13 protein-coding genes and 1 pseudogene are annotated in these 13,494 nt (G+C 37.3%); 3 read left to right on the top strand and 11 right to left on the bottom strand.

Features of this window, described 5'->3' with window-relative positions:
* The 9 genes and pseudogenes from P20652_RS18905 to P20652_RS03325 all read right to left on the bottom strand — a co-directional run.
* Positions 1-762, bottom strand: a 762-nt coding sequence (locus P20652_RS18905; RefSeq protein ID WP_033017921.1) for an NAD(P)/FAD-dependent oxidoreductase, incomplete at its 3' end; no start/stop codon positions are given.
* A complete protein-coding gene (locus P20652_RS03295) occupies positions 759-1,469 on the bottom strand; it encodes an SDR family NAD(P)-dependent oxidoreductase (RefSeq protein ID WP_008171506.1) in 711 nt (236 codons plus the stop codon). The genes P20652_RS03295 and P20652_RS18905, both read right to left, overlap by 4 nt.
* Before the next feature lie 2 nt (positions 1,470-1,471).
* Entirely contained in the window at positions 1,472-1,900 is a 429-nt protein-coding gene (locus P20652_RS03300; RefSeq protein ID WP_008171505.1) for a nuclear transport factor 2 family protein, read from the bottom strand.
* Between the two features lies 1 nt (position 1,901).
* Positions 1,902-3,296: a deoxyribodipyrimidine photo-lyase gene (gene phrB / locus P20652_RS03305; protein ID WP_008171502.1), complete on the bottom strand. Its 1,395-nt coding sequence runs from the start codon at positions 3,294-3,296 to the stop codon at positions 1,902-1,904.
* Entirely contained in the window at positions 3,296-4,249 is a 954-nt protein-coding gene (locus P20652_RS03310; protein WP_008171501.1) for a DUF523 and DUF1722 domain-containing protein, read from the bottom strand. The genes phrB and P20652_RS03310 overlap by 1 nt, the downstream gene beginning before the upstream one ends.
* A gap of 8 nt (positions 4,250-4,257) precedes the next feature.
* Positions 4,258-4,938: a ChrR family anti-sigma-E factor gene (locus tag P20652_RS03315; RefSeq protein WP_008171500.1), complete on the bottom strand. Its 681-nt coding sequence runs from the start codon at positions 4,936-4,938 to the stop codon at positions 4,258-4,260.
* Positions 4,931-5,555 (bottom strand): annotated as a pseudogene (locus tag P20652_RS18900) (sigma-70 family RNA polymerase sigma factor). Before P20652_RS18900 ends, P20652_RS03315 begins: the two are co-directional and overlap by 8 nt.
* A gap of 68 nt (positions 5,556-5,623) precedes the next feature.
* Positions 5,624-6,202: an LON peptidase substrate-binding domain-containing protein gene (locus tag P20652_RS03320; RefSeq protein WP_008171497.1), complete on the bottom strand. Its 579-nt coding sequence runs from the start codon at positions 6,200-6,202 to the stop codon at positions 5,624-5,626.
* Between the two features lie 235 nt (positions 6,203-6,437).
* Positions 6,438-6,710 (bottom strand): hypothetical protein, encoded by a 273-nt coding sequence (locus P20652_RS03325; RefSeq protein ID WP_008171496.1) that lies wholly within the window; start codon positions 6,708-6,710, stop codon positions 6,438-6,440.
* Between the two features lie 299 nt (positions 6,711-7,009).
* Between P20652_RS03325 and P20652_RS03330 the strand changes: the two genes are divergently transcribed.
* Positions 7,010-8,701, top strand: a complete 1,692-nt coding sequence (locus P20652_RS03330) for an alkaline phosphatase (RefSeq protein WP_008171495.1) — start codon at positions 7,010-7,012, stop codon at positions 8,699-8,701.
* A gap of 397 nt (positions 8,702-9,098) precedes the next feature.
* Here the strand turns inward: P20652_RS03330 and P20652_RS03335 are convergent, their stop codons facing one another.
* Positions 9,099-9,431 carry a hypothetical protein gene (locus P20652_RS03335; protein WP_008171494.1) on the bottom strand — a complete coding sequence of 111 codons (333 nt, stop codon included), beginning with the start codon at positions 9,429-9,431 and terminating at the stop codon, positions 9,099-9,101.
* 88 nt (positions 9,432-9,519) lie between these two features.
* Positions 9,520-11,871 carry a TonB-dependent receptor gene (locus P20652_RS03340; protein ID WP_008171492.1) on the bottom strand — a complete coding sequence of 784 codons (2,352 nt, stop codon included), beginning with the start codon at positions 11,869-11,871 and terminating at the stop codon, positions 9,520-9,522.
* A 219-nt stretch (positions 11,872-12,090) separates the two neighbouring features.
* On the opposite strand from P20652_RS03340, the gene P20652_RS03345 reads away from it, so the two are divergent.
* Positions 12,091-12,720, top strand: a complete 630-nt coding sequence (locus tag P20652_RS03345) for a hemolysin III family protein (protein WP_008171490.1) — start codon at positions 12,091-12,093, stop codon at positions 12,718-12,720.
* Between the two features lie 313 nt (positions 12,721-13,033).
* A partial coding sequence (locus tag P20652_RS18895) for a hypothetical protein (RefSeq protein WP_202799046.1) occupies positions 13,034-13,494 on the top strand: 461 nt, incomplete at its 3' end.

Below are 13,494 nucleotides of genomic sequence, written 5' to 3'. Positions count from 1 at the left end.
TTGGCATGTATCACCATTTGTAAACTCTATTGTTACTTTATCATCTGCCCTAGTAATTTTTTTTATATTTGTGTTGAGCTTTATTTTATCTGCAAAACCGTGGATGAGTGGATCAATGTACTGACGAGATCCGCCCGGTATAACGTACCACTGAGGTCTGTTTGTAACATCTAACAGTCCATGGTTAAAAAAGAATTTAACAAAAAATTCAACACCTACATGTTCCATTTCTTTAATACTAGACGACCAAATAGCGGCCCCCATAGGTAAAATGTAATGGTACTTAAAAAAATCATTAAAATGGTTTTCGTTAAGTAATTGCCCCAATGTATGGTCAGCTTTGTAGCTGCCTTTCTCATGTATTGCTTTACATAGTTTATTAAACCTAACAATGTCATAAAGCAAACGCCAAAACTTAGGTCTAAAAATATTTCTGCGCTGTGCAAACAAGCTAGTAAATGTGTGCCCGTTGTATTCAAAACCAGTTGCATCATTATGAACACTAAAACTCATTTCTGTTTTTTGTTTGTCAACACCAATACGTTTTAACAGCTTTTCAAAATAAGGGTATGTCCTATCGTTAAATACAATAAAACCTGTGTCTATTGCGTATTTAATACCACTTACATCAACATCAACTGTTGCAGTGTGACCACCTATGTAGTCATTTTTTTCAAATAGAGTTACATCATAATCTTTATGCAGTAAGTGCCCGCATGTTAAACCAGATACACCGGTGCCAATTATTGCTATTTTTTTCAACGTGTTAATCCTTTTGCAATTTTAAGCCAAAGCGGTAAAGGAAGTATTCGCAATGCTTTTAAAATAAGGGTAAAGCGATAGGGAAAGTGCACTTCTTTTTTGCGATTATGTATTCCTTTTATCATGTAATTTGCAGCATCACTTGCAGATACGGCCATGGGCATTGGAAAATCATTTTTATTAGTTAGCGGTGTTTTAACAAAACCAGGATGAACAAGCGTTACATCAACATCGTTCAAATCAATGGCTAAACTTTTAGCGAGGTAACTTACACCCGCTTTTGATGCGCCATAAGCTTCTGATCGCGGCAGAGGTAAATAGGTAACACTTGAACTCACTAAGACAAGTTGCCCACCTGTTTTTATTTTAGGAAGTAGTGCTTCTAAGCAATACCCCATCGCAAGCAAGTTAACCGTTATTACCCGCTCAAAAAGCGCACTATCGAAATTGCGAGCATCATCAACATACTCACAATTACCTGCATTAAGAATTACCCTGTCAAATTCAGCGAATCCAATTGTTGATTGCTTTATATCTTGTAAATCAGTTGCGTCAAACTGACATGATTGAATATTAGTATGTTTGGCAAGCTCAGCTAATTTATCTTTGTTTCTACCGCACGCTATAACGGTATCGCCTTGCTCAGCATATTTAATCGCTAACTGCTCGCCAATGCCTGATGTAGCACCTGTAATAAGTGTAATCATAATTAACCTGCTCTTTTATCTATAAACTTAACCACACTGCCTAATAACGGAATGTGTTTGTATAGAAGTTCACCCACATTAAAATAGTCACGGTGTTTAATTATTTTATCGTTATCAAAAAAAAGCTTACTATGCCCTTTGACAGAGATTGTTTTTCCCGACGCTAATTTAGGATGTGAATAGTGCATGGTCCAGTAAATAAATGCATTATTATTAACATTAAAAGTATCTGTTATATCAAACTGACAGTGCTTAACGTTACTGTATAAATTAGCAAAATACCTTCGCAAATCTACAATGCCATTAATTTCATGCATCGGATCTATAAATTGAATATTATCGCTGTAAATTTCGCTCAACAAATGAAGATTGCTACTATCAAGTTGTTGGTATATTTCAACAAATTTATCTACTGGTAACTGGTTATCCATATCACACCTTAAATGCAGCAAGTGCACGTTCCCGCGCCGCTTTATGATCAACTATTGCAGGCCAGTAACATTCTTTATCTTTACCTATTGCAGCTAAGTAAGTATGTGGAAAATGAATGTGTTTATCTGGCACGTTTTGAAGCTCTGGCAAGTACTTACGAATAAACTTACCCGTTGGATCAAAGCGTTCGCTTTGTCTAATTGGATTAAAAACCCTAAAATAAGGCTGAGCATCACAGCCCGTACTTGCCGCCCATTGCCAACCACCATTATTTGACGCTAAATCGCCGTCAATCAAATGTTGAATAAAAAAGAGCTCGCCTTCACGCCAGTCAATTAATAAATGCTTTGTTAAAAAGCTCGCAACAACCATGCGTAAACGATTATGCATCCAACCGGTTTGCTTAAGTTGTAGCATTGCTGCATCCACTAACGGGTAACCTGTACGCCCTTCGCACCATGCTTTAAAATCGCTTTCGCTTTTACGCCACATTACCGCGTTATACTTTTCGTTAAAGTTATCGCCGCGCGAGAGCTTTGGAAATTCAGCAATTAAATGTCTGTAAAATTCGCGCCAAATCAGCTCATTAATCCACGTAAACGTTTTACTTTTTGACGTAGTTAAAATATCTGGGTAGCGCTGTTGAATATTAATAAGCAGCTGCTTTGTACTTACAATACCAAGTGCTAAGTAAGGACTTAAACCTGATGTGCCTTTTATGCTTGGTATGTCACGTTGTTCATCGTAACTTGTAAGCTTGTCACATATAAAATTATCAACCACTGTTGTGAGCGTTTCATCATCAACTGGCCACTTATCAGAGCATCCATCACTTTGTAATAAGTCGCTTTCATCAAATTTTATGAGTTCAGAAGTTAACGGCCATTGTGGCAAACTAAAGTGTATATTTTGATACTGCTTTAACCATGCTCGTTTGAATGGAGTAAACACTTTATACATTTCATTACTTTGGTTTTTAACTGAACCCACAGGCGCAATTAAATCACCTTCATACAAAGTGAACGTAATAGAAAGCTCGTCACATCTATTTAAAATAGCCTTATCACGATTTACTTCATTAAGCTCATATTCTGTATTAGCAATTATGTGTTTTACACTGTTTGCTTTACAAAAGTTAATAAGCTCGTGCGTACAATCACAAAAGCTAGGCGCTTCAATAATATGTAAAGTAATACCATAATCAGCAAGTTGGGATTGAAGATAAGTAACTCGGCGCTTGAGTAAGTCAATCTGAATAGGTGCGGCTTGATGTTGCTGCCACTGTTTTTCAGACACAAAAAAAATGGCGTGTTTAGCGCCATTGTTAAGCGCTTGAATTAACGCTTCGTTAGAAAATAGGCGCAAATCGCGCCTAAACCAAAATAATGTATCCATTAGATCCCAAATCTTAATTTCAAATCATGAGGGTAAGGGTTAAAATATACTTGTTTAGCAAGGTACTCGTTAGGATGTACTTTTAGGTGATGTTTAAGCAAAGTAAGGGGAACATAAAGTGGTACCAGACCTTCACGATATTCATCTATAGCTTCGCGTAGTTCTTGTTTTTCAATTTTTGATAGATCTTTTTTAAAGTACCCTTGAAGGTGCATTAATGTATTGCAATTATTTCTGCGTGAAGCTGGCTTTTTTAAACCTGTCATCAAACCTAGAATATATTCATCAGCAATCAAATTTATGTCGCCGCCCACGTAAGTACCTAACAAACTGCCTAAGTCTCTATAGGCTTGGTAATTATGAGCCATTAGCAAGTACTTGTACTGAGCATGAAATTGCGTAAGCTTATGAACCGTAAGCGGCTCCTGAACTAGCTTTTGCCAGTTTTTAAATACGTAAACTCTCATTACAAAATTTTCACGCAAATGCATATCGTTTAAACGACCATTTTCTTCACAAGGCAATAACGGGTTGTGCTTCATTATTTGCTCTGCAAAAAAACCAACACCTTCAGATGTGTTACCCGTCCCAGCTTCGTTGTATATTTTAATTCGCTCCATCCCGCAGCTCGGACTTTTTGCGCAAAATACAAATCCACTTAATTCTTTAGCTTGTTCAGTGGCAACTTTTTTACCATATTCAGTAAGTTGTTGGCCTACATCACCGGTGCCATCTGGACGACACACTTTTATAGTTTCACCCACTTTTACTTGGCGAATTGTAGGGCGAGGTATTGGTAAACCTACTGCTACTTCAGGACAAAAACGTGTGTATTCAACGTGCTTACCTAATTCATCCATGCAAAAATTTGATTTTTTATGACCCGTATCAAATCTAACCTTCTCGCCTGCTAAGCAGGCGCTAATACCTATTTTTATTATATCTGTGTACATAGATTCTCTTAATAAATTAAGTTACCAATTGGATTTAATAACTTACTGAAGCCTTTATTAAAATGTAGTGCACTACTGACAACTGTAAAGCACAAACACCCATCTTTTGTTAAAGGCGTATGTTGATGACTCCCATCTTGCCATATAAAGTCCCCAGGTACATATTTTCCTTCTTCATCACTAAACTCACCGTCAAGTAATAAAGTAACTTCAAAGCCAGTGTGAGTATGTTCAGGGATCTCACCACCAGCATCAATGTGTAACAAGCTAGAACGTAGTGCACCATCATCTAAAGCAACACGTGAGCGTGCTAGTTTACCTACTTGCGTGAATTTGCTGTGCGATATACGTGTTAAAGCACGTGGAAGCTGGTAATTGTGTTCATTTACTTTAATAGACACAGGCTCAACTTCGTAAACTTCATCAATAGAATCATCAGCAGTTATCATGTCAAAAAAGTTTAGCTCTGATTCATTTAATGATTCAAGTTCTTCGTTTGTTGTTTGTTCTAAAGCGTCTAATTTTGTGCTGAATAATGTTTCTGCATTACTTGCTTCAATTTTTTCAGCTTTTGCTTGGCAAACAGGGCACATATCTACATGTATAGAAATGGCTAAACTTAATGATGCACTAAGTGATGCACTGCAGTATTGAGTCAGTAAAGTTTCACTCGGGTGATGTTTAATCATGTTGATCTCCCATTTCGTTACGTAATTTTTGCAAGGCTAAACGTAATCGTGATTTTACCGTGCCTACTGGAATATTAAGTTGCATAGCAAGTTGCTCTTGCGACATATCTTGAAAGTAAACGCCTCTTACCACTTCGCGTTGAGCGATAGGCAATTTGTCTAAATAGCGTTTAATTTGCTTATCTTCTAAATGATCACTGTATTCGTGATGTGTTTCTTGTGAATCGTTTAATAGTGGCCAAATGTCTTCACTAATATTTTCTTCTTTATTGCTTTTCATTTTGCGAAGCATATCGAATGAAGCGTTACGCATAACGGTATAAACCCACGTAGTCGCAGCACCTTTGTCACTATGATATAAATGTGCTTTACGCCAAACAGACGTTAATGTCTCTTGCACAAGTTCCATAGCTTGAGCTTCTACACCAAACTGCTTAATTCCAAAGCGTTTAATTTTTGGTCGAGAAGTATTCAAATAAATAAGAAAATGCTTTTTTATCACGTGATTGTGCAACGTCTATAAGCGCTTGCATGAGCTCTTTACTCGGCGTTTCTGGCATGGCAGTGTACTTACCTGTGTTAGGTTCACAACGTGGTGACTGTTGTTGACTTACCATAATAATTATCCCGTTATTGCTTTTGTAGGTATAAATACGGGCAATAGTTTGAAAAGGATCAAATTAATTTAGGCAAATTCGTTATTTATCACAGTATGGAGGAAATTGAGTAAGTTATCAAAATTCGTTTCAAACGCAAGTTGCTGTTTTTTCTCAATAGAAACAGGTAAAAGCTCAAGCCAACGTGCTGCAATCCAAGGCAGCTTGTCAAAATGAGTCTTTTTATACAACAAATTAAGTTCAGGATTACCTTGAAACACGTTTTTAAGCGCATCGTGTAATAAGTAATGCTCACCAATTTGGTTGTTAGAATCTTTGTACCAATAAGGCGTATTACAGGGCGATATCAAGCCATGGCGTAATTCGTCTTCGTCTTGATAAACATCATTAATCTGCACGTGTTGCGATGCAAACACGTCAATTAATAATACATCGTTATGGTCTTGGTCAAAATCAATAATATCAACAAGGCTACCTTGCGCGCTTATATTAAAAGGCGTGTCGTGCTCGAATGTACAAAGCACAAACCCTGTATTATTTTTTAATGCGGTTTTAACCATATTTAAATAGCGAGGCTCAAATATGCGTAATCGCGTATAACCTTCAGGTAACATAAAAATGGGTAATGGAAAAATCGCACGTTTCATAAAGTCTACTTATTTCAAACACTCTGCCTTTATTTACGTGCGCTTTTGCTAAGTCGATCAGCTTTGTATGAATCGAATTAATTACCAGCTATATAATTGGCTAAAGATTAAACCAACCTCCCATAGCTTTAAATACTTGAACCGAGTAATAAGCGCTAATCATACTGACTACGGGTGCTAACATTAATGCAAATAATCCAAGTTCACTGCTCATCTTTTTAATCCTTTAAATGATTTATTTTACGCTTTTAACACCAGTGTCAGTATCTTTAGGCGTTGTGTTATCTGTTAAAACTGGCTCATCTAATAAACTTTCTAAAACAGTTTTAGCATCAAAATAAAGCGTTTCCTTTAGTGATTTTTCAAGCTCGATTGTGGTTTGCTTAACATAGCTTGCTACACTTTGAGTTAATATATCAGTTACATCTAGGTCCACTTCTACTGCATTTACTTGCGCAGAACCTAATACTAATAAACTTGCCATAGCGATTTTAATTGAATGTTTCATAATGGTATTCCTTGTTTGTGTATTGTTTAGACGTAGTTATATACTCAAGGGTTGTGCCAACATAAAGATTAATTTTAAGTCACTGTAATTAAACAACTTTACAGATATAACTTTAATTTAAAAAATTCATACCTCGTTAATTTAACCATTTCATTGAATTTTTTGACTATTTTTTAGTTAATAAATAAAAAGGATTTAAGTGAATTAATTCCGTCACAGTAAATACATTTAGCGTTTATAAAAACGTCATATCTAATCGTTAAAATACGCACCACTATAAATAATTCAAAAAGTGCAGTATGACCCTTTCATCACGTCGAAATTTTTTAAAAACTTCAGCAGCAAGTATATTTACCGTCGCAGTATCGAGTGCCATTACAGGCTGTGCTCAAACATTAATAAACAAACCTCTATCGGCTATTGAATTTAAACACGGAGTAGCGAGTGGCGATCCGCTCAGTTATGCTTTAATAATATGGACACGTGCAACTACTTCTCAATCAAATTTTGAAGTTACTGTTGCTTGGGAGCTGGCAAGTGATTCTCAATTTAAAAACATCATTCGAAGCGGGCGCGAACAAACAGATAAAAGCCGAGATTTTACAATAAAAATAGATGTACAAGAACTTGCTCCAAACACAGAGTACTTTTATCGTTTTATGGGTTTGCAAGCACAAAGCCCTATTGGCCGAGCTAAAACACTACCAATAAATAATATTGAACAAATTAAAATGGCTGTTGTGTCTTGCTCAAACTACCCTGCTGGGTACTTTAATGCCTACACAGATGCCGCTAAGCAAAAAGATTTAGATGTAGTACTGCATTTGGGAGATTACATTTACGAATACCCAATGGGCGGATACGCTACCGAAAATGCTGAAAACATTGGCCGCCAATTAGCAGCCGATAACAGCGGTGAAATTATTACCCTTAGCGACTATCGCAAGCGCTATGCTATTTACAGAACAGACCAAGGCCTTCAAGCACTTCACGCTGCAGCGCCTTTTATCGCAATATGGGATGATCACGAAGTTACCAACGATACCTATAAAAGTGGTGCTGAAAATCACACCCCTGATGAAGGTGACTTTTTTAAGCGCCGTACAGCAGCTATTCAAGCGTATTACGAATGGCTGCCAATTAGACCGCCTATGGGTGAGCAAAGCCCGCAAATATACCGCACCTTCGATTTTGGTAGTTTAATAAGCTTGCACATGTTAGATACGCGCGTAATAGCACGCGATAAACAACTCGCTTACAGCGACTACAAAAACCCCGAGACCAAGCAAATGGATGTTAAGCGCTTTGCCAGTGATTTAAATAATCCAAAAAGGCAGTTACTAGGTGACACACAACTAAACTGGCTCACGAGTGCAATAACTAAATCAAATGCAAAATGGCAAGTATTGGGCCAGCAAGTATTGATGACTAAAATGTGGCTACCTACTGAAATATTCTCGCAATCCGATCGCACCAAAATACCGCAGGTGTTAAAAGAGCTTGTTGCTATTAAAAAAGCCGTGTTAGCTAATAAAACGGTAACACCCGAACAACTCGCACGCGTAAATACTTTAATGCCTTATAATTTAGATGCATGGGATGGTTACCCAAGCGAGCGCGAAGCATTATACAAAAGCGTTACCGCAATAAATAAAAAGTTAGTCGTGGTTGCAGGTGATACACACAATGCGTGGCATGGCACATTAAAAAATGCAACAGGCGAAAGCGTAGGAGTAGAGCTTGCAACACCGGGTGTTACATCTCCTGGTATGGAGCATTATTTAGCGCTTAATACAGCACAAGCAAAGCAGATGGCTGACTCGCTTTCATTGCTTATAAACGACTTAAACTATTGTGATTTATCACACCGTGGATATATGTTATTGACTATTACTAATGAGCAAATCACAACCGATTGGCGCTATATCGATAACATAAACTCTCCAAGCTACAACATTGTCGATCAGTACCAAAGTGTTTATAAAGGTTAACATTTTGTGAAAATAGAAGATAAATGCTTTATTTACCTTCTTCATATATTTTTATAAAAAACACTTAATTACAGCCATAAATAGGCGATCACGCAGCGTAAATGCCAAACATGCGCTGCCCTTTAGTTTCTTTGTAGAGACGATTACCTCTTTGTTGCTTACAGAGAAGTGGGTAATGGCCTGAACAAGCTTTACTTAGTTTTATTTATTCTTACAGGATGTAAGTCAGTATGGTCATGCAGCAGCAATTAACGGATCATTAGGTTATACACCTCGCGCCGCGATTTAATCGCCCTAAATTGAACAAATTTCAATCCACAAAGGTCAACACGCCCTTAGCAATTAAAGCAAAGATTTAAGTGAATATTTACAATTTAATAGATGATTTAATGCTCGGTTATTTTCTGCCTAAGCGATATGCATCAGCAATACTCAGCACCCAAATAACAATCATTAAAGGTACATACTTATATTCAGCGAGTTGAGCGCAGGCGTCAGATGGTTGTTGCGCGGCTTTTAAAATGGCCGTAACCGACATGGGGATTTTACCACTGACAATTTCATTTGCAGTACACTGTGCAATCGCAAATATATCTTGAAAGGTTAAAATTAAAAGAACAGAAAATACACCCGCAAAAATAGCGCCTATAAGGTGTTTTTTTAAAGAAAAATGCCCCGCACCAGGATAAACAATGGCGGTAAGTAAAGCAGCTTTTAGATCTTGTTTCATTTTTACCTAATATAAATTCACTTTAACGTGATCACATAAAAAAGCCACTTTGCAGTGGCTCAATTAAAATATCAAGTAGTTAAATGTATTATTGTCCGCCAAACCCGAGAGTTAACTCAATACCAACAAAGCGAGGTGCCTCTGCAACAAATGTTGGGTTGCCAAATCCTCCTCCAGTATTACCAGCATCAACTAAATACTCTTTATCTAATAAGTTACTGGCAAAAACACTAACAGCCCAATCATCACCACTCGCAATTCCTAAGCGCGCACTGACTAATCCAAGCGCTGGTTGGCTAATATCTAAGCCTGATATTGGCGCATTTGCTGGCTCAAAAAACACTTCAGAGCGGTAGCTATATATTAAAGAGCTCGTTAAATTAAGTGAGTTCGACAATTCTGTTGAATAAAACAGCCCCGTACTAAACGTCCACTCTGGTTGTAGTCTAAATTTATTGCCTGCGAGGTTACCATTATTACTATCATCATCTATTTCAGCATCAAGGTAAGCCGCATTGGCAAAAACCTCAAACTCATTATTAATTAACGCCCTTACCTCAGCCTCTGCGCCAACATTAGTGGCAGAGCCCGCATCAGCAGAAAACGCAACGCCTTCATCATCCTGTAACGTAACCTGAAAGTTAGAGTAATCTTGATAAAATACAGCGACAGAGTAATCTAAACGCCCGTCAAGCGCTTTGCCTTTAATACCGGTTTCGTAGTTCCAAATAATTTCCGCTGGAACTTCTGATATAGACGCTTCGACATTCCCTTGTTCGTTGTTAGCCGAACTTACTTCAAGTACTTCCGAACGACGCCCTTTTGAAACAGTTGCATACATATTTGTAGTAGGGTTTATTATATAAAGCGCATTAAAACGTGGCAGCCAATCATCATAATCAGCATCGCCATAAAATGTTTCACCATTTGTATCAACCGTAAACAATGGCGCTTGTGTTAAAACACTATTGGGTGCAGCAGAGCTATAACCACTTCGCTTTTCTTCTTTTATATAACGAAGACCCGCTGTTAACTCCAGTGCCTCAGTTGCAGCATAAGTTACATCAGCAAACGCTGAGTACGCTTTGTTTTCACCATAGTTTGTAAACTCTAGTGAATATGGCAACTCGTTTACTACACCACCTGTTAATGCTGGCGTTAAAATATTAACGCTACCATCATTATTAATACAAGGAACACCTGAACCCAATGCACCTAAGCAATTTAAAAATATAGACTCCTCTGTGCTAAATGGAATACGCTGGCTACCATCTTCTTCAAAGTAACTCACACCAAAAATACTAGTAAACTTATTCTGTGTATAAATAGCGCGTAATTCTTGGCTAAATTGATCGCCCTCAGCAGCTTCTGCAAATTCTAAAAACCATGCTTGCGTACCATCAGCATCAAATACTTCTAAAGAGTCAAAATTACGCCCTGCAGTAATTGAGGTGATTGTTAAATCGTTACTTACATCCCAATTTACAGTCAAATTTAAATCGTTAACTGTACGCTCCACACCTAAGTCTTTCTTTCCAAACACAGACTCTGCATACGGACTACCTGGCATTTCAACAAAGCTATATGGACTTGTATCACCACCGGTTGGTGCATAAAGCCCATTTTTAAAAGATGTACCCGAGTCATCATTTTTTTCATACGTATACACCAAGTCAATCGTTAAATCGTCACTAGGTGTAATACGTAAAGACGGACGATAAGAAAAACGCTCAATAGCATGCATATCATCTTGCTTAAACCCAGCCGGATTTTGGGAGTTACTATCTCCTGCAATATTTTTTATAAACCCATCACGTTCACGATAAGTAAAAGCAACACGGCCTTGCATTAAATCATTACCACCCGTTACAAAACCACTAACACCTTTGGCCGAGTAATTACCAACGGATGCTTTTAGTTGAGCCGAAAAATCTTTTTCTGGTTTACGTGTTGCTACACTAATAGCCCCCACAGAAGCTGCTGTTCCAAACAGTGTTGCTTGTGGTCCCTTAACAACTTCAATCCCTTCTACATCAAAAAGCTCAAAGTATGAACCACGAGAGCGTGATACATCTGCTCCATTATAATAAATAGACACACGAGGTGATGATTGAGACGACCCACTATCAGACGTAATACCACGAATTACAAAGCCTGGGTTGTTAGGGCTTTGCTCTTGAATAACAAGCCCCGGTGTTATTTCAGATAAAGTGTCGAGTTCGCCAATACCTAAGCTTTCTAAAAAGTCGCCATCGTAGGCGCTTATTGTTACGGGCACATCTTGTATTGATTGCGCACGCTTTTGAGCAACAACCACTATTTCATCAAGTTCTTTATTTATGGTTTGATCTGCAAAACTATTTGTTGATGTAACGCAAATCATCGCCACAGACAATTTAGTAAGTTTAAGAAAAGGCCGTGTTGTTAATTTATTTTTCATGTTTTTCACTGTTCGTCCGGTTAATTGTTTTTAGGAATTACCAGTAATCTAACGAACTATTACGACTTTTTTACGTCTTATTAATGACGCATTGGTTAAATTGATGTTTCAACTTTATGAAAAACAATAAATTATTATATTTATATAAAAATTATAATATTGAAAAACTCAGCGTACACTTGTACACTAAAATTCATTCAAATAGTGGTAGGATCTGTCATGTCGTTAGAAGCGCCCTATTCTAAAAAAGAAGAACAACTAAACGTAATTAGCCATGCACTTGGTATTGTATTTGCCGCATTTGTTATGTGGGATTTATTTAGCCAAGCCACCAGCACTAACGCGTATGTTAGTAGTGCAATTTATGGCAGCAGCCTATTTGTACTGTTTTTGTCGTCCACTTTGTACCACGCCAGTATTCAGCCGCGCTTAAGAGCCTTTTATAAAAAGTGCGATCACTGCGCCATATACTTATTAATTGCCGGCACCTACACTCCCTTTTTATTAATCTCATTAACCGGTGCTTGGTCATGGGCAACACTTACATTTATATGGGCGGTGGCACTAGCAGGCGTTGCGTACAAAGTATTTGTAAAAAACGGCAATAAAAAAGTATCACTCGCCACCTACTTACTCATGGGTTGGTTTGCACTGGCTATTGTATATCCGCTTTATTCAAGTTTTGATGTAAAAGCACTTTACTGGCTACTTGCCGGCGGTATTTTTTATAGTTTAGGTACACTATTTTACAGCGCTAAAAGCACCCAATTTAGCCACGCTATTTGGCACTTATTTGTTATTGCTGGGTGTGTTTGCCATTATATTTCAATTAGTAATTATGTTTATTAGGCAGGTAAAGCCAATTAGAATGGTCTGGTTTGAGCGATAATCGGTCAGTCAGGTGAGTCGTCATTAACTTAGTAAAAATAAGTGAATACTTTCCTCTTTTATACATGTTTAAATAAGCTACAGTAAGCATAATATTTATAGTTGGCAGTGGCTTACACTATTTGCTAAGAATATAAGTCCATAAAATATGGACGTTTTCGCGTTAAAATAAGAAAAATGTTCTCTTATAAAGTTGTTCAAGTGATTATGCAACACAAACTGCGTGCTGCATAAATACTAAAGTGTTAGGCATCAATCGAGGAATCAACATGTTATGAAATGGAAATGTCTTGGTTCACTTAAAGAAGCGAAAAGCTCTGGTTGTAGTGGAATTTATTTGATAGTCCATAAAGGTGCATTAAACCGAATAGTTTATGTTGGTGTTAGTGTTGGTATAAGAATGAGTGAACACTACGAAGGTTATCTTCGAGGTAACAGAACGATTTACAACGTAGATGAGTCAGAAGATGTGTATAGCTTGATGTCTTCATATCTTGTTCATAACCATATTAAAGAATACAAAAATTTAGCAAATATTAAAAAAATTTGGGCATCAACAGCTATCACATCAATTGAACCAAAAAATTTACTGTCATCAAATCAAAAGTTTTCGAATGAATGGGAACAAATATTACATAATAAATACCTTCCAAACTTATGTGTCTGGGCACTTCCTCTTTCAAACTACACATACGAAAAAGCAACTATAATAGAAAGTTTAATTCAGAGTAGAAT

The sequence above is a fragment of the Pseudoalteromonas sp. BSi20652 genome (assembly GCF_000239855.1).
Taxonomy (GTDB): domain Bacteria; phylum Pseudomonadota; class Gammaproteobacteria; order Enterobacterales; family Alteromonadaceae; genus Pseudoalteromonas.
This window is presented reverse-complemented; position numbering and strand designations above follow the sequence as displayed.